Source organism: Cyanobium sp. NS01 (assembly GCF_014280235.1).
GTDB lineage: Bacteria > Cyanobacteriota > Cyanobacteriia > PCC-6307 > Cyanobiaceae > NIES-981.
In genome coordinates this window covers 833,845-854,806 of the sequence record NZ_CP047940.1, presented here as the reverse complement: position 1 = coordinate 854,806, position 20,962 = coordinate 833,845, and the positions used below count along the sequence as shown (strand labels likewise).

Here is a 20,962-nt window from a genome sequence, read left to right as displayed (position 1 = left end):
TGCCCCGCTCAGCAGCCGTCGCCGGCCTCGTGCTGCAGGAAACGCTCCACGGCGCGCTCCACCGTGAGGTGGAGCCGGCCCGGCCCGAGGCGGCTGCCCAGCTCGGAGCGGCGCACCACCTTCAGCACATCCGGATTCAACCCAGCCATCCACAGCTGGGTGCCATCGCGGCGCAACCGGCGCTCGGCCTCCACCAGGGCCTTGAGCGCCGAGTACTCCAGGTCGATCACCGCGCTGCCATCCAGCACCACCACCCTGGGCCTGTCGCGATGGATCCGTTGCCGCATGCGGCTGGACACGGCCTCCGCATTGGCAAAGAAGAGCCGACCTTCGGGATGGAGGATCAACAGCCCTGGCCAGGTTTCATCCTCTGGGTGCTGGGGCGAGACAGGGCGAAACCCATCCGTGCCCGGCTTACGACCCATCTCATACACGGCAGGGTTGACCTCCTGCTGCGCCAGCGACAGCAGCGACAACACCACCGCCACCAGGATGCCCTCCAGGGTGCCGAGGAACACCACTCCCAGAAAGGCCACCACCGCCCAGCGGAACTCCGGGGCCCGCACGCGGCGGATCGCCAGGAATTCAGCCGGCGCGATCATCGCCAGGGCATAGGCGATCACCACCACGGCCAGGGCGGCCTGGGGCATCAGGGCGATCAGGGGCGCCAGCACCAACAGGGTGGCCACCGTGGCGGCCGCCGTGACTATCGCGGCCAGCTGGGTGCGGGCGCCGGCGTTGCGGTTCACAGCGGTCTGGGAGGTGCCGCCGCCCGCCGCCATCGCGCCGAAGCAGGCCCCCAGCAGGTTGGCGGCGCCGAGGGCCAGCAGATCCTGATTGGCATTCGGCGCCGGTTCGTCCATCTCGCGGAAGGCCCGCGAGGCCGCGACGCTCTCGGTGAAACTCATCACGGCGATGCCGGCCGCGGCCGGCCACAGCTGGTTGGCCAGGGCCAGGGGGGATGGGCCTGCGCTGTTGAGGAAAGGCAGTTGAAAGGCGGGCAACCCACTGGGGATGGCCCCCACCACGGCCACGCCGCGCTCCGGCAGACCCAGCGCAGCGGTGAGCAGGATCGCCACCACCACCACCAGCAGCGGCGCCGGCAGACGGGGCCAGCGGCGCTCCAGGCCGATCAGCAGGGCCACCAGCCCAAGGGAGAGGGCCACGGTGGCCATAGACGCCTGGGGCAACGCCGCCACCAGCGCCGCCAGGTCCCGGAACAGCCCCAGCTTGTCGATCGACACCCCCAGCAGTTTGGGCAGCTGGTCGACCACGATCACGACGCCGATGGCGCTCTTGAACCCCACCAGCACTGACTCGGAGATGAAGCTGGCGACGAAGCCCAGCCGCAGCAGCGAGGCAACCAGCAGCATCAGGCCCACCAGCAGGGCCAGCAGGCTGCTGCTCGCCAGCGCCTGAGCCGGATCCTGGGCCACACCGAGCCGGTCCAGCTCGCTGCCCACCAGGATGGCCAGGGTGGTGGTGGTGCTCACGCTCAGGGGCCGAGAGCTGCCCAGCAGCGCATACACCAGCATCGGCACCAGGGCCGTGTAGAGCCCCACTTCCACTGGCAGGCCGGCGATCGTGGCAAAGGCCAGGGCCTTGGGCAGCACCACTGCCGCCGCCGTGAGCCCCGCCACCAGGTCGAAGCGGAGCCATTCAGGCCTGTAGGAACGCCACCAGACCGGGAAGGGGAGAGCCAACGGGACGGGGTTCAGGACTGTTCGGCACAGCGGGGGCAGAGGGCCCGCACCGTGAGCACACAGTCGAGCAGACGAAAGGCGTGGGCCTTGGCCGCCTCGTCGCCGGCAACCAGCACCGCGGTGTTCTCGAATTCCTCGGTGCGACCGCAGCGCACGCACACCAGATGGTGGTGATCGCGGGTGGTGTCACCGGCCAGCTCAAAGCGCCGCCCCTCCGGCAGTTCCAGCTCCTGCAGGCGACCCATCGAGCTGAGCAGCCTCAAGGTGCGGTAGACGGTGGCCAGGGACACCCGCTCGCTGGCTCTGAGCAGGCGTTGATGCACCTCTTCGGCGCTGAGGTGGGTGCCCTCACCGCTCTGCTCAAACAAAGCCAGCACCCGCTGGCGTTGAGGCGTGAGCCGCTGACCGCGGTCATGAAGGCTGTTGCGCAGCCCCTCGCTGTCGCTGAGCAGGCCCTCAGGGCCCCCCGTGGGCCCTGCGGCGGCAGCCCTGGAACCAGGGGTGGGGGGGGAAGGCACCACAGCGAGCCCAGGCTTCTCAACAATAGGCGCAATTGCGAAGCATGGCCATGGCGGCATGGCTCGCAGCTCAGGGGCGCAACTCAGACCACAGGTCGAGCTCCTGGGCCGCTCCTGCCCGTGGGGCGATCCAGGCGCTGGTCCAGGCGAGCCGTGAGGGCCGCCAGCAGATCGGCCAGGGTCACCGCGAGCCGGTAGCTGATGGCGATGGCCAGCAGCGGCGCTTCGGCGATCTGGCCGCCGAGCCGCAGCAGCAGCACCGCCTCGAACACGCCAATGCCCCCGGGAGCGCCTGGCACCACCAGGCCGGCGGTCCAGGCGAGGGCGAAGGCCGCCAGCCAGCCGCCCCACCCCAGGGACCCCTGCAGCTCAAAGGCGAGCACGCAGCAAGCGAAGCCGCCGAAGCGCAGCAGCACGAAACCCAGCTGGGCCAGCAGCGGGGCCACGGGATAGACACCGGGCAGGGGAACGTCGCTCTGGCCCACAGCCAGCGTCTCGGAGCCACTTGCCAGATCCAGCTGGGGGCCCCGGCGCCGTTCGAGGGCCAGCAGCAGGGGCCTCAACCAGCGGGGCAGCAACAGCAACAGGGGCAGCAGCGCCACCAGGGCCACCCCACTGCGCCAGCCATCGGCCGCCACCAGGGCCAGGGCTGCCACGGCGGCAATCATCGGGTCAAGCAGCACGGCCGCCAGGGCCTGGGGCAAAGCCGCAGGGCTGAGCAGCGGACCGGCCGGGTCCCGCAGCAGGGCCAGCCGGCTGGTGAGGTGCCAGATCCCTCCCGGCAGAAACTTGCGCAGGTTGGTGTCGAGATACATCCGCACCAGGGCGGCCCAGCGGGGACGCTGCCCCAGCCAGAGCAACACCGCGCCAAAGCCGAGCCCATTGGCCACCAGGCTGAGCAGGCTTGCCCCCACCGCCAGCAGCAGCCAGAGCCAGCCCTGCAGGTCCAGACTCAGTTGCAGCATCTGGCGGCCGTGGTTGACCAGGGCCGCCAGCAGAAACCCGAAGCTCAGCAGCGTGAACCAGAGCCCCAGCCCGCCGGGCGGGGCAGGCAGGCGGGCCAGCCTGGCCTGAAACTGCCGCTTCAGGCCACTCGCCAGGCCGCCCAGACGCCCGCTCATCGGGCCTCCTCAATGGCGCCAGGCTGCCCCTGATCACACTGGCTGCGCAGGGCCTCCTCAACCACGGCTCGCACCTGCTCAATGCTGAGATTGTGGCTGCGGGCGAGCCCCACCAAGGCATCGTGTTCTGGTTTGCTGCGCCAGCGGCCGTCGGGCAGCAGGGCCTGCTTGATCGGCACCTCCCCCAGTGGGGTGGGGAGCAGCCGCTGGCGCCGGGGCAGCACCCAGCGGGGCTGGCTGCGTTCGCGCAGACCCAGGCTGGTGCTGTGCTGCCACCACACACCCCGCAGACTGACCGCCATGACCGGGTGGGCCAGGGCCGTGACCAGCCAGCCGGGGCGTCCCTTCTTCATCTGGATCGGCGTGCAGAACACCTCCAGGGCGCCGGCCTGGCGCAGGGCCTCCTGCAGCACGGCCAGGTCTTCGGGGGTGGCGTCGTCGATCTGGGCCTGCTGCTCCAGCACGGTTTCCACAGCGGGCCCCAGCTCCTGCTCGCCCTGGGAGGGCCCTGGGGAGGCCCCGGGCCCCTCCACCGGATCGGCCAGCACCAGCCGCAGCAGGTTGGGACGGTCGAGCTGACGGCTGCCCAGGCCGATGCCCACCTGGCGCGGCCGATGGGCCGGGGGCAGGCCGAAGTTCTCCGCCCATGCCGCCATCAGGGCCAGACCCGTGGGAGTGGTGAGTTCGCCGGCGGGGAAGCCGGCCGCGGAGGCCAGGGGAATGCCATGGCAGCGGGCGATCTCCAGCACCGCGGGGGCCGGCAGCGGCAGGAGGCCGTGGGCCGTGGCCACGGTGCCGTGCCCCGCCGGCGGCGGGGTGCACTCCAGCCGGCTGATGCCCAGGTGCAGCAGGGCGGCGCAGACCCCCACCACATCCACCAGGGCATCGAGGGCCCCCACTTCATGGAAGTGCACCTGCTCGGGTGCATGGCCATGAACGCTGGCTTCGGCCTCCGCCAGCAGCTCGAACACGGAGAGCACCCTGGCCCGCAGCGCCTCGGGCCAGGGGGCCGCCAGCAGGGTGCGACGCAGGGATTGCCAGGTGCGCGCCGGGGGGTCGGCGTCCTGGTCCACGACCTCCAGGTGCAGGCCCCGCAGCCCGCCGCTGCGGCGCTCGCTGATCTCGAGCGCGTAAGTGCCCCCAAGACCCAGATCGGCCAGGGGGGCGTGGACCACCGCTGGCGGCACGCCGAGATCGAGCAGGGCCGCCAGCAGCATGTTGCCCGCCAGGCCGGTGGGGCAATCCAGCAGGGCCAGCGTCATCGGCCCGGCTCGGCGCCGGAGTCTTCCGTCGGCGCCGCGGCGCCCGAGGGCGGTTGGTGTGAGCTGTCGGGCGGGGAGCCCCGGCCCAGGCGCGGTGCCGCCGCCAGCAGGGTCTGGGCCTGGCAGTCCAGATCCTCGCGCCGCTTCCGCAGGCACTGCTCCACCTCGCGGCGGGCTCGGCGCTGTTCGCGCTGGGCCGTGTCCACGTCGTGGCCCGAGAGGCCCCAGAGCCGGCCCAGCAGGGCGCGATCATCGGCGCCGCCGACGTTGTCGCCGAAGATCACCTGCTCGGCAACCATGCCCGCCTGCAGCACCCGGCTCCAGCGGCGCAGGTCTTCAAGGGCCAGTTTGGCGCTGGCCGGAGGCTCCAGCTCGGTGGTGCCGCCGGCGCTGAGGCCCACGCGCAGACAGGCGAGGCTGCCCACCAGCACCTGGCGCACCACCATCCCCTCCTGTGCGGCGATCAGCACATGGCCGGCCTCATGGGTGGCGATGCGCCGCAGCCGCAACTGACCGCCTGGCATGGCCTCGGCCAGCAGATGGCCGCCCCGGCCCCCGAAGCGGAAGGCATCCAGGCTCAGACCACCGAGGCAGAGCGCCACCGCCAGGGCGATCCACCAGGGTGAGAGCCCGAGCAGGGGCCCCAGCACCGCCAGCAGACTGATCAGGGCGACCACCACCCCTGCGGCCAGGGGAGAGGTCATGGTTGCATCAGCAAGCCCGCAGCGGGGGCCAGCAGCAGGGCCGCCAGGCCGTTCACCACCGAAGGATGGGGCAGCTGCAACAGATCAAGGGCCAGGGCCAGCACCAGAAGCCCACCCACGGCCGCCGTGAACAGCACCGCCGGCGCCTGGGAGGGATCGCCCACACCAGTGGCCAGCAGGGCGCCGACGCCGGAGAGGCCGAACTGCAACACACCGAGCGGCAGCAGCACCCAGAGCACCACCAGACCCACCCCGGCGGCCAGCACCGCCGCGCTGAGGCCGTCGAGGCCGGCCTTCACCAGCAGGAGATCGGGATCCCCCAAGGCGCCATTGCGCAGACAGCCCAGCAAGGTCATCGGACCGATGCAGAAGAGCACGAAGGCACCGCTCACCACCTCCGCAGCGCCGCGGGATGGGTCAGCCGCGTGGGGGCGGTTGAAGCTGGCCAGCCAGGCCTCAAGCCTGCGCTCAAGGGCCAGGCAGTGACCGAGCCAGGAGCCCAGCACCAGCACCAGCAGGGCCGCCAGCACGGCCGGGAAGGGCCCGAGCCGCAGGCTCCAGAGAGGCTGAACCATTTCGATGGCCAGCAGCAGAGTGATCACGCCGAGCCACTGCTGCCACTGCCCCCTGAGATCGGCGGGCAGACGGCTGCCGAGGCGCGAGCCCAGCAGGCCACCGCTGAACACCGCCAGCAGGTTGATCCAGGTGCCGCCGGTGGCCGCCCAGAAGGCCATCTCAGCCCACCGGGCGACTCACCGCCGTGCGACCACCGCCCCGCTTGGGGGAGGGCTTGCCACCGCCGTCACGGCGGCCCTTGCCACCACGGCTGCCCCGTTGCGCCACCGGTGCCAGCACCTCAAAGCTCTCGAGCTGCAGCTGTTCTCCATGGCGCCGCATGGCCAGCGACACGAAATGGCGCAGATGGTCGAGGGGAACTTCTCCCTTGAGCTGCAGCTTGAACGGAATCGGCCTGCTGCCATCGGAGCGGGGCATCTGCCGCACCTTGACCACCAGATCCCCCGTTTCAGGGCGGGTGTAGATCAGCTCGCCCCGCACCGAGAAGTAGTCATCGCCCTCGGGCAGATCGTCGCTGGCCACAGGGGCCACTGAAGCCTCGCTGACCGCAAGCTCAGGGACCGCAGGCTCGCTGGCCGGCGGCTCAGCAAGGGTGCTGGGTTCCCAGATGCCCACCATCTGCAGGTGCAGACCCTGCTCCTCCCGGGAGCGCGGGTACACCACCCAGAGATGGGGCTGGGAGAGATCGAGGTGCCGACGCATCAGGGTGAGCAGACGGCCGAGCACCACGGCCTCCACCGCCTGGCCATCAGCCGTGTGGATCGCTCCGCGGGTGAGCTGCTCGGGGTCGGTGGGCACATAGGTGCCGCGCACCACGCCGATGGCCCGGTACTGCAGCGGTTCTGTGACCGGTGGGATGGGGTGGTCGCGCATGTCGACCAATGTAAAGGCCATGGCCAGCCGTGCTGCCGGGGCCCCGGGGCGGAGAACCAGGGCAGACTGGGCACCATCTGCAGCGGATGTCCGGCGCCATGCCACCAGCCCCCCGATGGCAGGGTCCCTGGCTCGCCGTTGCCGCCGTGGCCCTCGCCGGCACGTCTCTGACGGCGGGCTGGTGGCTGGGGCAGCAGCGGGGCGGCAGTGGCCCCGTCTCCTCAGCATCGCGGCCGGGGCTGCAGCGCGAGGCCGCCCAGCTGCGGCGCCGCTTCGACAGTGGCCAGGCCAACGATGCCGAGCAGCAACGCCTGCTGGAGTTGCTGGTGGCCCTCGACCGCCGGGCTGAGGCCACACCCCTGGTGGAGCGGCTGGCCGACCAGCAGCCCCAGCGCTGGTCCCTGCGGCTGCTGTTGGCTGAACTGCGCCGCGACCAGAACGACCGGGCTGGAGCCGAGCGGGAACTGCGTCAGGTGCTGAACCAACGCCCCGACCAGGTGGAGGCCCTCCAGTTGATGGCCCTGATCCAGCTGGAAACCGGACGTGCCGCCCAGGCCAGCAGCCAGCTGGAAGCGGCCCTGAAGCGGGCCAGCACGCCCACAGCCAAGCCCAGCGCCGTGCCGATCGGCCTGCTGCTGGCCAACGTGCTGCAACGCAGCGGCCAGGCCGGCCAGGCCGAAGCGGCGTTGATCAAGCTCTCCGCGGCCTTCCCGGACGACCCACGGCCCCTGCTGGCCGTGGCCCTGATTCAGCAGGAGCGCGGCGACACGAAGGCCGCCCACGAGACCTTTGCCAAGGCCCGTCAGCAGGGCGGCAAGGGCGATGATTCCCGGCTGGACAGAGTGGCCGCTGCCTGGGGCCTGGAATCGATCCGGGGCAAGGGACCGGCCGAGCCGCGACCGGAGGTCAGGGAGGGGGCAGCTGGGAGCCAGGAGACGCCGGCTGGGAATTGAAGTCCTGCAGCGCGGCGTCCACGGCATCCCCGGGAGACGTGGCGTCATCCAGTGCGGTGGCCCGCCGCAACCGGTTCATCAGGTCCATGGGGTTGGTGGCATCGAGGATGTTGCCGCCGCTGCTACGGGGGGCGCCGGTGCCGAAGTCCTCGTCGTTGGTGCCCAGCGGGCCGCCGAGGGTCTGGCCGTAGCCAGCCTGCTGAGCCCGGGAGGGTGAGGCCACCAGTCCGGCGGAAGCCCCCGCCAGAGCTGCGGCGACAGCCAGCCCGAGAACCAGGGACGCCGGGCGATTCAGAGCCGTCAGGGCCATGGGGAACGCTCGCGAAGCCGACCTCTGGATGCTAATGGGGTTGGAGCCGCTGCTGAGCCGAACCCGCCGATGCGCATCGCCACCTGGAACGTGAACTCGGTGCGGACCCGCCTGGAGCAGATCCAGGCCTGGCTGCAGCAGGAGCGCCCCGAGGTGCTCTGCCTGCAGGAGACCAAGGTGGCCGATGAGCTCTTCCCCCACCAAGCCTTCGGTGAGCTGGGCTACGGCAGTGCCATCAGCGGCCAGAAGGCCTACAACGGCGTGGCCATCCTCAGCCGGCTACCGCTTGAGGACGTGCAGATCGGCTTTGCGGCCCTGCTGCCAGGGCAGGTGCAGGCCGAGCGGCTCGGCGAGCAGAAGCGGGTGATCAGTGCCCTGGTGGATGGACTCAGGGTGCTCAACCTGTACGTGCCCAACGGCAGCGCCCTCAGCAGCGACAAGTACCAGTACAAGCTTGAGTGGCTGGACTGTCTGGGGCAGTACCTCAGCATCCAGGCACAGCAGGGCGACCCCCTCTGCATGGTGGGCGACTTCAACATCGGCCCCGAAGCCCGCGACCTGCATGATCCCCAGCGGCTCACGGGGGGAATCATGGCCAGCGAGGCCGAGCGCCAGGCCCTGGCCACAGCGCTGGACAACAGGTTCAGCGATGCCTTCCGCCTGTTCGAGGCGGAGAGCGGCCACTGGAGCTGGTGGGACTACCGCAGCGGCGCCTGGGACCGGGACCGGGGCTGGCGGATCGATCACATCTATCTCTGCCAAGAGCTGGTGGCCTGTGCCACCGGCTGTCAGATCCACAAGCACACCCGGGGCAACGAGCAACCCAGCGACCACGCACCGGTGGTGGTGAACCTGGCCTGGCCACCCGAGGAGGAGGACGACGAAGACGGGGAAGGGTGAGTTCAGTAGCCTTCGCCCACCTCTTTTTCATCCTTCATGGCACGGCGTCAGGTCATCTCCAGGGGGATGAAGCGTTGCAGCAGGATCTTGAAGGGACAGCTGGTTGGCCTGGCTCTGCTCGCGGTCGCCGGTTCAGGGCTGCTCAGCCAACCCGCCAGGGCGGAAGAAACGCTCTCCTTCTCCTATGGGCCGCTGATCCGTTCGCTGAAGCTGAGCTCACTGGAGGCCTTTGCCAAGGATGGAACAGTTGAAGAGGATCTCGGTTTTTTCCTGGCGGCGGTGAAGCCCGAGCAGTACCCCCTGCTGCGCAAAGCCCTCACCACGAAGGCCAACGTTGACCCCCTGATCGTTTCGCGATTCTTCAACACGGGAATCGGAGAAGACATTCTCGAGCGCCTCGGCAAAGCGATCACGGTGCTGCGCGGTGAGAACGGGAAACTGGTGCTGCGGGCCGCCTTGGTGAATGCAGCCTTCTCCGAAGAGGGGCTCAGCTTGCTGTCGGTGCTCGACCAACTCCCCACCAACATCCAGATCCATGGCGAAAAGGTGCTGGGAGCTGAAAAGGCCACGGAGCGCGTGATCGCTGCCACCGAGCGCCTGAACACGGTGATGAGCAGCCTCACGGCTGCTGAAGCCGAGGCTCAGCCCGTGGAGGACTACGCCGCCATGGCGAATCCGCGCCAACCGGGTCCGTACACGGTGAGCAAGGACGTCTGGACCCTGACGGATGCCACGCGGGACCGTTCATTCTACGTGAATGTCTACACACCGAAGATCAAGGGATCAACAACGATTCCCGTGATCGTGTTGTCCCATGGCCTGGCCTCCCGTCCGGAAGATTTCGCTGAGGTCATGCAGCAGATTGCCTCCCATGGCTATCTGATTGCCGCCCCCCAACACCCCGGCAGTGATGCGATCTGGCTGCAGGAGATGCTGCGGGGCCTGCACCAGGACATCTTTGACGTCAACGACTTTGCCAACCGGCCCAAGGATGTCAGCTTCGTCATCGATGAGCTGGAGCGCCGTAATGCAGACCAGTTCAACGGCAGACTCGATCTCGAAAGAGTCGGCGTGGCTGGCCATTCCTTCGGCGGCTACACCGCGCTGGCCCTGGGTGGCGCCCAGGTTGATCTCGCCTACCTGAAGCAAGACTGCGAACGTCCCTATGCGGCCCTGAATGTCTCCCTGCTGCTGCAATGCCAGGCCCTGAAGCTGCCGGCCCAGGAGCTCACCGGCCTCCAGGACGGGCGCACCGCAGCGGTGTTCGCCGCCAACCCGGTGAATCGAAGCATCTTCGGCAAGGAGGGCATCGGCCAGCTCAAGGTGCCGGTGGTGATGGCCTCAGGGAGCTATGACCCCGCCACGCCCCCGGCCCTGGAGCAGGCCGCCTCGTTCACCTGGCTCACGGCCCCCGACAAGTACTGGTTGATCGTGCAGGGACAGGCCCATGTGAACTTCACCAAGATTGACCCGGGCATCAAGGACGCCATCCAATCCATGACGGATCTGACCCTGCCCAGCCAGGGCCTGATCGGCGGCTACATGCAAGGCATGGCCTTGCCCTTCTTCGAGGTGCATCTGCAGGGGAACGACACCTACAAGCCCTACCTGCGGTCCTCCTATGCCGACTATCTCAGCAGGGATGAGAGGTTCAAGCTCTTCATGGTGAGCGGCGCCTCCTCAGAGAAACTCAGCGAGGCCATCGAAGCGTTCCGCAAGGAGTATCCATGAGCAAGAACAATCCGTTGGGAAAGCCCAGCGGATCAGAACACCACAGCCTCCTCGGGCAAGCTGACCCCTTCCTGCTTCAGCACCTGCACCCGACGGGCTGATTCCGCGCAGGTGCGCGGGGTGGGAAAGATCTTGCCGGGGTTGGCCCTGCCCAGGGGATCGAAGCAGCGGCGCACCAGCTGCATCGTGGCCAGGTCGTCCGGGCTGAACATCCAGCTGAGGTAGCAGCGCTTGTCGCTGCCCACACCGTGCTCACCGGTGATGCTGCCGCCCGCCTCCACACAGAGCCGCAGGATCTCCGCCCCCAGCTCCTGCACCCGCTCAGCGATGCCCGGCTCACCGGCCCGATAGAGGATCAGGGGGTGGAGATTGCCATCGCCGGCGTGGAACACATTGGCCACCGGCAGATCAAAGCGCTCGCCGAGGCCCTCGATCGCCGCCAGCACCCGGGGCAGGGCGCTGCGGGGCACCACCCCATCCTGGAGGTAGTAGCTGGGGAAGCGTCGGCCCAGGGCCGAGATCGCCGACTTGCGGCCCTTCCAGAGCAGGGCCCGCTCCTCGGGATCCCAGGCTTCGCGCACCCGCCTGGCCCCCGCCTGGCGGCAGAGGGCGGTGGCCAGCTCAGCGGCGGCGGCCACCTCCCGCTGCTGGCCATCCAGCTCGATCAGCAGCACGGCGGCGGCGTCGCGAGGGTATTCGTCGTGGCCGAAGTAGTCGTCCACCGCCTCGATCGTGAGGCGGTCCATCATTTCCATCCCCGCCGGCATCACCCCGGCCGCCGTCACCTGGCGCACGGCTTCACCGGCGGCCTCCATGGAGGTGAAGTCCGCCAGCAGCACGGCCACGCTCTGGGGCGCCTGCAGCAGCCGCAGGGTGATGGCGGTGGCGATGCCGAGGGTGCCCTCGCTGCCGATGAAGGCGCCGCGCAGATCGATCTCGGCCATCTCATCGAGCTGACCACCCAGGGTGGTCACTGTGCCATCCGGCAGCACCACCTCCAGGGCCAGCACGTGGTTGCTGGTGACGCCGTACTTGAGGCAGTGCACGCCGCCCGAGTTCTCGGCCACGTTGCCGCCGATGCTGCAGGCCACCTGGCTGGAGGGATCGGGGGCGTAATAGAAGCCATCTCCGGACACCGCCCGGGTCACCCAGCTGTTGATCACGCCGGGCTGCACCACCACCCGCCGGTTGGCGAGGTCGAGCTCGATCAGCTTGCGCATGCGGCTGGTGGCCACCACGAGGGCCTCGGTTTCGGCCACGGCCCCACCGGAGAGGCCGGTGCCACTGCCCCGGGCCACGAAGGGCACCCCCTCGCGGTGGCAGAGCGCCAGCACATCCGACACCTGCTGGGTGGTCTCGGGCAGCACCACCAGGGGCGGCTGGTGACGGTTCAGGGTGAGGCCGTCGGAGTCATAGGCGAGCAGCTCCTGGGCCGCCGCCACCACGGCACGAGCAGGCAGCAGCCGCAGCAGATCGCGCTCCAGGGCGGGCCAGTCGATGCGCCCGGCGGCAGAGCTGGCCGAGCCGGATCTCAGGGTGCCGGAGCTCACAGTGCCGGAAGATTCACAGGGCCGGAAGGCTTCCAGGGCCGGTTGAACGTGACCCGAAGCTACCCACAAACCGTTCTGCCGGGTCTTGGGCCAGGATGGGAAGCGGTCGTTCCGTAATGCTCCACCGTTACGGCGCACTGCACCGGGCTCTCCCCGGCGGTTGCTCCCCGGCCTCCGACACCCTTCACCCCCCGCGGAATCCGCTTTGACCTCGGCTCCCGTATCGGCCCCCGCCCTGAACACCGCCCGCTCCCAGGAGATCTTCACTGCCGCCCAGGCCCTGATGCCCGGTGGTGTGAGTTCGCCGGTACGGGCATTCCGTTCCGTGGGGGGCAATCCGATCGTGTACGACCGGGTCAAGGGGGCCTACGCCTGGGACGTGGATGGCAACCGCTTCATCGACTACATCGGCAGCTGGGGGCCGGCCATCTGCGGCCACGCCCACCCCGAAGTGATCGCCGCCCTGCACAGCGCCCTCGACAACGGCACCAGCTTCGGCGCCCCCTGTGAGCTGGAGAACGAGCTGGCCCAGCGGGTGATCGAGGCCGTGCCCTCCGTGGAGATGGTGCGCTTCGTGAACAGCGGCACCGAGGCCTGCATGTCCGTGCTGCGCCTGATGCGCGCCTTCACCGGCCGCGAGAAGGTGATCAAGTTCGAGGGCTGCTATCACGGCCACGCCGACATGTTTCTGGTCAAGGCCGGCTCCGGCGTGGCCACCCTCGGCCTGCCGGATTCACCGGGGGTGCCCCGGGCCACCACCGCCAGCACCCTCACCGCCCCCTACAACGACCTGGAGGCCGTGAAGCAGCTGTTCGCCGAAAACCCCGGCGAAATCTCCGGCGTGATCCTCGAACCGGTGGTGGGCAATGCCGGCTTCATCCCGCCGGTGCCGGGCTTCCTGGAGGGCATCCGCGAGCTCACCAAGGAAAACGGCGCCCTGCTGGTGTTCGACGAGGTGATGACCGGCTTCCGCATCAGCTACGGCGGCGCCCAGGCCCGCTTCGGGGTGACCCCCGACCTCACCACCATGGGCAAGGTGATCGGCGGTGGCCTGCCGGTGGGGGCCTACGGCGGCAGGGCCGACATCATGGCGATGGTGGCGCCGGCCGGGCCGATGTATCAGGCGGGCACCCTCAGCGGCAACCCCCTGGCGATGACCGCCGGCATCAAGACCCTCGATCTGCTGCGCCAGCCGGGCAGCTACGAGCGGCTGGAAGCCACCACCCAGCGCCTGATCAAGGGCATTCTCGAGGCCGGCAAAGCGGCGGGCCTGCCGATCTGCGGCGGCTCGATCAGCGCCATGTTCGGCTTCTTCCTCTGCGATGGGCCGGTGCGCAACTTCGAGGAGGCCAAGGCCGCCGATGCGGCCCGCTTCGGCAAGCTGCACCGGGCCATGCTCGAGCGCGGCGTGTATCTCGCCCCCAGCGCCTTCGAGGCCGGCTTCACCTCCCTGGCCCACAGCGACGCCGACGTGGACGCCACCCTCACCGCCTTCCAGGAGAGCTTCGCTGCCATCGCCTGAGGTCCTGATGGACCCCACGCCTGCGGTCAGAGCCCCCGCCACAGACCAGCCGCTCAGCTTCACCAGCCTGCGCCAGGCCCTGGGGCCGGGGGTGCTGCTGGCCGGCGCCGCCATCGGCGGCTCCCATCTGGTGGCCTCCACCCAGGCCGGTGCCCGCTATGGCCTGGGGCTGCTGGCCCTGGTGCTGCTGGCCAACCTGGTGAAATATCCCTTTCTGCTGGTGGGCACACGCTTCACGGCGGTCACCGGCCTCAGCCTGCTGGAGGGCTACCAGCGCCAGCGCCCCTGGTATCTGCCCCTGTTTCTGCTGATCACCCTCGCCACCGGCGTGGCCAACATCGCCGCCGTGACGGCGGTGGCCGGCAGCCTGGCCACCAGCTTCCTGCCCTTCAGCCCGGTGCTGCTCTCCCTGGCCCTGCTGGGCCTGGGGCTGGCCCTGCTGCTGCTGGGGCATTACCGCAGCCTCGATCGGTTCAGCAAGGTGATCGTGCTGCTGCTGGTGCTGTTCACGCTGCTGGCCACGGGGGCCGTGCTGCTGCGGGGGCGCCTGGGCAGTGGGGCCAGCCTGTTCAGCCCCAGCCCCTGGAGCCTCACGTCCCTGCCCTTTCTGGTGGCCCTGATCGGCTGGATGCCCTGTCCGCTGGATCTGGCGGCCTGGTCATCCCTGTGGATCTTCGCGCGGGAGGACGACACCGGCGCCCGCAGCAGCCGTGCGGCCGTGGAGGCCGACTTCAACCTCGGCTACGCCCTCACCACCGTGATGGCCGTGCTGTTCCTGCTGCTGGGCGCCTGGGTGATGCACGGCACGGGCCGGGAGTTCTCGCAGGCCGGAGCCGCCTTTGCCCAGCAGCTGGTGCAGCTCTATACCGCCAGCCTGGGGAGCTGGGCCTACCCCCTGATCGCTGCTGCGGCCTTCATCACGATGCTGAGCACCAGCCTCACCTGCCTGGATGGCTACCCCCGCTCGGCCTCAGCCGGCCTGCGGCTGCTGCGCGGCCACCGGGGCCGCCAGGTGCACGATCGCCGCGATCAGCAGCTCTGGATCGGCCTGCACGCGCTGCTGGCGGCTGCCGTGGTGGGCCTCTGGCCCGGCTCCATGGGCACCCTGGTGCAGCTGGCCATGCTGGTGTCCTTCCTCACCACACCCGTGCTGGCGGCGATGAACCTGAAGGTGATGCAGGGCCGCCAGGTGGCCCCGCAGGATCGCTTCCACGGCGGCCTGCTGCTGCTGGCACGGCTCGGCCTGGGGCTGCTGTCGGCGTTTCTGCTGGTGTTCCTGCTCAGCCTGGGCTGAGTTCCCGGCGCAGGCGTTCGCCCAGCCGCAGGGCCAGGGCGATCACAGTGAGGCCCGGCCCCACCGCCGGACAGCTGGGAAACACGCTGGCATCGGCCACGCTCAGGTTGGCCAGGCCATGGCAGCGACCCTCCAGGTCCACCACGGCCTGGGCCGGATCTGAGCCCATGCGGCAGGTGCCGCTGGCATAGCCCATCACCGCCAGCGGCGCCTCGCCACGGGGGTAGATCGGGGCGGCGCGCACCACCTGGGTGAGGGGGTCGGCCTCCAGCTTCTGGATGGTGTCCAGCCAGCGGTAGACGAGCCGGTCGTGGGCCTCACGGTTGTTGGGCAGGTAGTTGATCTGGATGCTCTCCCCGCGCAGGGTGACGCGGTTCTCGGGCTCGGGCAGCACGCCGCTCATCGCCCACCAGCTCACGGAGCGATCGGCCAGCCATTCCACGGCGCGATCGGGCAGCAACCGGGTGATCAGCGACAGGATGGGCGGCGATTCGGCGAACAGCGGATCCTGCAGCACACCCCCACCGCTCTGGATCGAGCCGAGCGGGAAGCTCACATTGCGGTCGCCCCAGTAGTAGTCGCTGATGCCGAGGCTGCGGGCATAGCGACCCGAGTTGGGTTCGCTGGCCAGCTGCAGCATGGCGGTGAGCTGGGGCTTCATCAGGTTGCGGCCCACCTGGCCGGAGCCGTTGGCCAGGCCCTCGGGATGGCCGTCGCTGGCGGAGCGCAGCAGGATGGCGGCGGAGTTCACGGCGCCGGCAGAGAGCACCACCTGGTGGGCCCGGAACAGCCAGCGCTGGGAGCCGATCTCCGCCTCCACCCCCTTCACTTCAGTGCCTGCGGGGTTCACGTGCAGGCGCCGCACCTCAGCGCCCGTGCGCAGCACACAGGATCCCGGCCCTTCCTCACAGGCGGGCCACACGCCGAACAGCTCAGCATCGCCGGTGGGGTCATCCGGATCGCTCGACCAGCTCAGGGGCAGGGGATAGGGATGGAGGCCCCGCCGCTGCAGGCCAGCCTCAATCGCCTCCATCAACGGCTCGAAGCGCCGCGGCGGATGGGGGTAGGCCGTGCTGCGGGTTGGCTCCGTGGGATCGATGCCGGCACGGCCATGCACCCGGTAGAGCTGCTCAGCGCGGTCGTACCAGGGGGCCAGATCGCCATAGCGGAGGCCCCAGTCGGGGCTGCGGCCCTCCTGCAGGGCCAGGCCGCTGAACTCCGCTTCGCGCATGCGCTCCAGCACACCGCCCCAGATCTTGGAGTTGCCGCCGGGGGCATAGAGCATCTGCGGCAGAAAGGGATCCCCATCGGGGCCAAACCAGCTGCCCGAGGGGTGGTAGCGGCGGCGGCGGAACAGATCCACATCAGCCACGTTCTGATCGGCGAGCGGCAGGGAGATGCCGCGCTCCAGCAACAGCACTGAGCAGCCGGCCCGCACCAGCTCAGCGGCGAGGGTGGCACCGGCTGCGCCGGCGCCGACGATCAGAACGTCGTAATCGCGGTCGTCAATGATCATGGCTCCGGGTCCCAACTCAGCCACCGCGTCAGACCTGCCACACGTAGAGGAGCAGGAACAGCACGATCCAGATCACATCCACGAAGTGCCAGAACAGCGACACGGCCACCACGCCCACCTCGCCGTCGTCGTAATTGCCGGGCCGAAAGGAGCGGGCCAGCATCAGGCCCATCAACAGGATGCCGCTGATCACATGCAGGCCATGGAAGCCCGTGAGCAGATAGAACCCCGCCCCGAACACCCCATCACCGAGGCCGAAGGGCAGCCGCAGCCACTCCATCACCTGGCCATAGATGAACACGCTGCCCATCAGCATGGTGAGCAGCCACCAGGCGCGGAAGCTCCAGAGACGGCGGCGGTGCAGGGCGCGTTCGGCCAGCCAGGCCACACCGCTGCTGCTCACCAGCACCGCGGTGTAGGCCAGCGGTTCACGCACCTCCAGGCCCGTCACCCCCGGCGGCAGCCACAGCGGCGAGGAGGCCTTGAGCACCGCATAGCCGGCAAAGAAGGCCAGGAAGATCACGCTCTCCGAGAGCAGGAAGATCACGAAGCCCGTGAGCGTGTGGTTGGCGTGGCCGTGGCCATGGCTGGCGGCGGCGGCCGTGGTCTGGGAGGAGAAGTCCGTCATGGCTCGATCCGGCCGGCGGCCTCGGCCCAGTCCACGTAGCGCTGCTGGTCTTCCACGAGCGGTCGGTTCAGGCCGTAGCCGTAGGGACCGCTGATCACGGTGGGCACGTGGTCTTCGAAGTTCTCCACGGGCGGTGGTGAGGGCAGCAGCCACTCCAGACCGATCGCCTGCCAGGGGTTGGGCGGCGCCTTGGCGCCCCGGGCCCAGGAGCTCACCACGTTGAGCAGGAAGGGGATCGTGGCCACCCCCAGCAGGAAGGCGCCGAGGCTGGCCAGCACATTGGCCAGGGCGAATTCGGGGTCGTAGGAGGCCACCCGGCGTGGCATGCCCATCAGGCCGGCCCAGTGCATCGGCAGGAAGTTGAGGGTGCTGCCCACGAAGGTGAGCACGAAGTGCAGCTTGCCGAGGCTCTCCACCATCATCCGGCCCGTGAATTTGGGGAACCAGTGGTAGATGGCGGCAAACACGCCGAAGGTGAGGGTGGAGAAGATCACGTAGTGAAAATGGCCCACCACGAAATAGGTGTTGCCCACGTGGATGTCCACCGGCACGGTGGCCAGCATCACGCCGGTGATACCGGCGAAGATGAAGTTCACGATGCCGCCCAGGCAGAACAGCATCGGCGTGCTGAGCCGGATGCGGCCGCGCCAGAGGGTGCCGATCCAGGCAAACACCTTGATGCCGGTGGGCACTGCGATCAGCATGGTGGTGACCATGAACACATTGCGCATCCACTGCGGCGTACCGCTGTAGAACATGTGGTGTACCCACACGATCAGGCTGAGGCCAGTGATCGCGAACGAGGCCACGGCCACCACCGAATAGCCGAACAGGGGCTTGCGGGCGTACACCGGCAGGATCTCCGAAAAGATGCCGAACACCGGCAGGGCCATCACATAGACGGCCGGGTGGGAATAGAACCAGAAGAAGTGCTGATAGAGCATCGGGTCGCCACCGCCTTCAGGGCGGTAGAAGCTGGTGCCGAAGCTGAGGTCGAACAGCAGCATCACGGCGCCGCCGGTGAGCACCGGCAGGCCGATCAGCTGGATGATCTGGGCGGCGGCGGCAGTCCAGCAGAAGATCGGCATCCGAAACCAGCCCATCCCAGGCGCCCGCATGCGGATGATGGTGGTCACGAAGTTCACCGCCCCCAGGATCGAGGAGATGCCGGAGAGGGCCACCGCCAGAATCCACAGAAACTGGCCGTTGAGGAGCAGCCCCAGGGGGTTCTGCAGACTCAGGGGCGGGTAGGCCCACCAGCCCGAACTGGACGGACCACCGGGCACCAGGAAGCTGGCCATCAGGATCACCCCGAACACCGGGAACATCCAGAAGGCCAGGGCATTGAGCCGGGGAAAGGCCATGTCCGGCGCCCCGATCATCACCGGAATCAACAGGTTGTTGAAACCATTGAGGATCGGGAACAGAAACAGGAACAGCATCACTGTTCCATGCATGGTGTAGAGGCCGTTGTACACGGTGGGATCCACCAGATCGGCCGGCGGAGTGATCAGCTCACCGCGCATGATCATGGCCAGCACACCGCCCACCAGCAGGAAGAGCAGGGCCACGGCGATGTACTGAATGCCGATCACCTTGGCATCGGTGTTGAAGCTGAAGAAGCGCCGCCAGTTGTCCGGAGCGCCGGGAACCGGGTGGGAGGCCTTCAGCACCCGGGGATCAAAGGGGGAGGTGGAGGTCATCTCAGGCGTCGTGGGGGGCGGAGGGGTCGGCGCTCACGTTCACCTGCGGCGCTGGAGCCGGTGGCACCGTGGCCCAGCCGCGGTCGCCGCGGGCCTGACGCTGCTTGTAGAGCTCCACGGCAGGGTTGGCACCGGGTCGCAGTGGCTCGCGGCTGGCTGCCTCCAGCCAGGCCTGGAAGCGCTGCGGCGTTTCCACCACCACGTCGGTCTGGTTGGCAGCGAAATAGGCACCGCTGAACATCGAATCGCGCAGCCGGTAGCGGCCGGGGCGGGTGGGGATGAGGCTGTAGTCGATCACGCTGCCGGGGATGAGGTCCTGCTTGAGGCGAAACGCCGGCACGTAGAACCCATGGATCACATCCAGCGACTGCAGCCGGAAGTGGGCCCGTTCATCCACCGGCAGATGCAGCTCGGTGCTGCGCACGCCGTTGGGGTAGATGAACTCCCACGACCACTGGCGCGCCAGCACGGTGATCGGCTCGGGGGCCGCGGCCGGATCGCTGGCGGCCAGGCCAGCGGCCTGGGCCGTGCGGGGGCCGGCCTCCAGCACCGGTGCAGCGGCGGTGGGAAGGCGGAGCTTGCCACCCAGGGTGGCCAGGGTGCGGTTGACGCCGATCGCGTGCCAGCTGATCGCCATCACCACCAGCAGGGGGATCACGGTCCACACCAGCTCCAGCTTGAGGTTGCCTTCGATCGGTGCGCCGTCCTCCATGTCGTACTTCGGCGCCCGGTTGAACAGCAGCGTCCAGCCGATCACGCCGAGGCAGCCGAAGAAGATGAAACTGCCGATGCCCGTCTCCAGGGCGAAGAGGTTGTCCACATGGGGGGCCGCGGCCGAGGCTTGCACCGGCAGCCAGCGGTGCGAGAGCCGGGCCATGCCCAGGCTGAGCCAGCCGTCCAGGAGCACGGCGGCGCCGAGGCCCAGGCCGAGAGGCATCAGACGGCTGCTGCTGGTCATGGCAGGGCCTCGCGCAGATCGAAGCCCCTGGCCAGCAGCTGGTCGGCGGTGACGTGCACGCCGAACTCAGCCGCCAGCTCGGCGCCGAGGGTGCCGTGCAGACCGATCACCCCGAACAGCACCAGGCCGGAGAGCAGGTAGCTCCACTGCACCTGGCGGCCCAGGTCGCGCCGCCAGCGGAAGCGCTGGAAGCCGCGCCAGAGCGTCATCGCCACGATCAGCAGCAGGATCAGCACCCCGCCCACGCCATGCCAGAGCAGGGTGGCGGAGGCCCCCAGGCCCAGGCTGCTGGTGACCCCCTCGATCGGCTGGGCCAGCAGCATCTCGTAGAGGCCCGCAGCCACCGTGAAGAAACTCACCAGAGCGCAGGCGAGCAGGTTGTACCAGCCCACGGCGTGAAAGCCGGAGCGGGTCACCGGCAGGGCCAGAAAGCGGAACAGCCGCTTCTCCAGGGGAAACAGGGCGCCGGCGACGTCGAAGACGATCGCAATCACGAACAGGCCGATCGTGAAGTGCACCAGGTTGGGGTGGATCGGCAGGGCGTAGGGAAGATCGTTGGGGCCGAGGGCCATCAGACCAGGCCTCCACGCACCGCTTCCACCACGGGCACCGTGTGCAGGCCGTAGATCCACACGAGCTGGTTGCCCAGCCCCACCTGCACCACGATCAAGGCGCTGAGCAGGGCGCCGGCGGCCAGGAAGGCCAGGGGCAGGCGCTCGGGGTCCCGGCCCCGGATCACGTAACGCCAGCCGGAGAGCAGCGACAGCACGGCCGCCAACGACCAGCCGATGGTGCTGTGCAGGCTGAGGATGTCGCGGGACTGGCCGTAGGGGTTGGCCAGCCCGGCCTCCACCTGGCCGAAGATGATCGCCACGAAGATCGCCGCGGTGGCGAACAGCAGGTTCCAGAAACTGACCTCAAACAGGGCCGGCTTGCGGGCCACCACGCCGATCAGATCGAACACGAACATCACCAGGCCCATGGCGATCACGAAGTGCACCACGATCGGGTGAATCGTGTCGATCCAGGGGAGGTTGTGGTCGTTGAGGGGGGGCAACAGCTCAAACATGGGGCTGGCTCCACCGAACAGTTCCAGCCTGCTGGCTCGATCGGCGGCGTCGCTGCGGTTGTGATGGATTG

20 protein-coding genes are annotated in these 20,962 nt (G+C 69.0%); 5 read left to right on the top strand and 15 right to left on the bottom strand.

Features of this window, described 5'->3' with window-relative positions:
- Positions 1–8: 8 nt before the first annotated feature.
- The 7 genes from CyaNS01_RS04345 to CyaNS01_RS04315 form a co-directional block, all read right to left on the bottom strand.
- Entirely contained in the window at positions 9–1,703 is a 1,695-nt protein-coding gene (locus CyaNS01_RS04345; protein WP_186699150.1) for a SulP family inorganic anion transporter, read from the bottom strand.
- 11 nt (positions 1,704–1,714) lie between these two features.
- On the bottom strand, positions 1,715–2,221 hold the full coding sequence (locus CyaNS01_RS04340; RefSeq protein ID WP_370561667.1) for a Fur family transcriptional regulator: 507 nt from the start codon (positions 2,219–2,221) through the stop codon (positions 1,715–1,717).
- 83 nt (positions 2,222–2,304) lie between these two features.
- Positions 2,305–3,342: a UPF0104 family protein gene (locus CyaNS01_RS04335; RefSeq protein WP_225875795.1), complete on the bottom strand. Its 1,038-nt coding sequence runs from the start codon at positions 3,340–3,342 to the stop codon at positions 2,305–2,307.
- Positions 3,339–4,604 carry a LarC family nickel insertion protein gene (locus CyaNS01_RS04330; RefSeq protein ID WP_186699146.1) on the bottom strand — a complete coding sequence of 422 codons (1,266 nt, stop codon included), beginning with the start codon at positions 4,602–4,604 and terminating at the stop codon, positions 3,339–3,341. Before CyaNS01_RS04330 ends, CyaNS01_RS04335 begins: the two co-directional genes overlap by 4 nt.
- A complete protein-coding gene (locus CyaNS01_RS04325) occupies positions 4,601–5,308 on the bottom strand; it encodes a hypothetical protein (RefSeq protein ID WP_225875794.1) in 708 nt (235 codons plus the stop codon). The genes CyaNS01_RS04330 and CyaNS01_RS04325 overlap by 4 nt, the downstream gene beginning before the upstream one ends.
- Positions 5,305–6,042: a DUF554 family protein gene (locus CyaNS01_RS04320; protein WP_186699144.1), complete on the bottom strand. Its 738-nt coding sequence runs from the start codon at positions 6,040–6,042 to the stop codon at positions 5,305–5,307. The genes CyaNS01_RS04325 and CyaNS01_RS04320 overlap by 4 nt, the downstream gene beginning before the upstream one ends.
- A 1-nt stretch (position 6,043) precedes the next feature.
- Positions 6,044–6,757: a hypothetical protein gene (locus CyaNS01_RS04315; RefSeq protein WP_186700237.1), complete on the bottom strand. Its 714-nt coding sequence runs from the start codon at positions 6,755–6,757 to the stop codon at positions 6,044–6,046.
- 98 nt (positions 6,758–6,855) lie between these two features.
- On the opposite strand from CyaNS01_RS04315, the gene CyaNS01_RS04310 reads away from it, so the two are divergent.
- The gene (locus CyaNS01_RS04310) at positions 6,856–7,710 is read left to right on the top strand and encodes a lipopolysaccharide assembly protein LapB (RefSeq protein WP_186699142.1); all 855 of its coding nucleotides are present in this window, start codon (positions 6,856–6,858) and stop codon (positions 7,708–7,710) included.
- On the opposite strand, the gene CyaNS01_RS04305 is transcribed toward CyaNS01_RS04310, so the two are convergent.
- Positions 7,664–8,020 (bottom strand): hypothetical protein, encoded by a 357-nt coding sequence (locus CyaNS01_RS04305; RefSeq protein ID WP_370561666.1) that lies wholly within the window; start codon positions 8,018–8,020, stop codon positions 7,664–7,666. The genes CyaNS01_RS04310 and CyaNS01_RS04305 overlap by 47 nt on opposite strands.
- Before the next feature lie 69 nt (positions 8,021–8,089).
- Here CyaNS01_RS04305 and xth point away from each other — a divergent pair, with 69 nt between their 5' ends.
- Positions 8,090–8,920: an exodeoxyribonuclease III gene (gene xth, locus CyaNS01_RS04300; RefSeq protein WP_186699140.1), complete on the top strand. Its 831-nt coding sequence runs from the start codon at positions 8,090–8,092 to the stop codon at positions 8,918–8,920.
- Positions 8,921–9,007: 87 nt separating this feature from the next.
- Positions 9,008–10,651: an alpha/beta hydrolase gene (locus CyaNS01_RS04295; RefSeq protein ID WP_222934200.1), complete on the top strand. Its 1,644-nt coding sequence runs from the start codon at positions 9,008–9,010 to the stop codon at positions 10,649–10,651.
- Positions 10,652–10,683: 32 nt separating this feature from the next.
- Here the strand turns inward: CyaNS01_RS04295 and CyaNS01_RS04290 are convergent, their stop codons facing one another.
- Entirely contained in the window at positions 10,684–12,150 is a 1,467-nt protein-coding gene (locus CyaNS01_RS04290; protein WP_186700231.1) for an FAD-linked oxidase C-terminal domain-containing protein, read from the bottom strand.
- 286 nt (positions 12,151–12,436) lie between these two features.
- On the opposite strand from CyaNS01_RS04290, the gene hemL reads away from it, so the two are divergent.
- Both hemL and CyaNS01_RS04280 read left to right on the top strand, forming a co-directional pair.
- On the top strand, positions 12,437–13,723 hold the full coding sequence (gene hemL, locus CyaNS01_RS04285; protein ID WP_186700227.1) for a glutamate-1-semialdehyde 2,1-aminomutase: 1,287 nt from the start codon (positions 12,437–12,439) through the stop codon (positions 13,721–13,723).
- A gap of 7 nt (positions 13,724–13,730) precedes the next feature.
- Positions 13,731–15,017, top strand: coding sequence for an NRAMP family divalent metal transporter (locus CyaNS01_RS04280; RefSeq protein WP_186699139.1), 1,287 nt, complete (start codon positions 13,731–13,733; stop codon positions 15,015–15,017).
- Here the strand turns inward: CyaNS01_RS04280 and CyaNS01_RS04275 are convergent.
- From CyaNS01_RS04275 to CyaNS01_RS04250, 6 genes are read right to left on the bottom strand one after another with little or no spacing between them, the layout of a single operon-like run.
- Entirely contained in the window at positions 15,004–16,533 is a 1,530-nt protein-coding gene (locus tag CyaNS01_RS04275; protein WP_186699137.1) for a GMC oxidoreductase, read from the bottom strand. The genes CyaNS01_RS04280 and CyaNS01_RS04275 overlap by 14 nt on opposite strands.
- Before the next feature lie 28 nt (positions 16,534–16,561).
- Positions 16,562–17,161, bottom strand: coding sequence for a heme-copper oxidase subunit III (locus CyaNS01_RS04270; RefSeq protein ID WP_186699135.1), 600 nt, complete (start codon positions 17,159–17,161; stop codon positions 16,562–16,564).
- On the bottom strand, positions 17,158–18,864 hold the full coding sequence (locus CyaNS01_RS04265) for a cbb3-type cytochrome c oxidase subunit I (protein WP_186699133.1): 1,707 nt from the start codon (positions 18,862–18,864) through the stop codon (positions 17,158–17,160). The genes CyaNS01_RS04270 and CyaNS01_RS04265 overlap by 4 nt, the downstream gene beginning before the upstream one ends.
- Position 18,865: 1 nt before the next feature.
- Complete coding sequence (locus CyaNS01_RS04260) at positions 18,866–19,822, bottom strand: cytochrome c oxidase subunit II (protein ID WP_186699131.1); 957 nt, start codon at positions 19,820–19,822, stop codon at positions 18,866–18,868.
- Positions 19,819–20,394, bottom strand: coding sequence for a DUF2231 domain-containing protein (locus CyaNS01_RS04255; RefSeq protein WP_186699129.1), 576 nt, complete (start codon positions 20,392–20,394; stop codon positions 19,819–19,821). Before CyaNS01_RS04255 ends, CyaNS01_RS04260 begins: the two co-directional genes overlap by 4 nt.
- Entirely contained in the window at positions 20,394–20,891 is a 498-nt protein-coding gene (locus CyaNS01_RS04250) for a DUF2231 domain-containing protein (protein WP_186699127.1), read from the bottom strand. The genes CyaNS01_RS04255 and CyaNS01_RS04250 overlap by 1 nt, the downstream gene beginning before the upstream one ends.
- Positions 20,892–20,962: the final 71 nt, after the last annotated feature.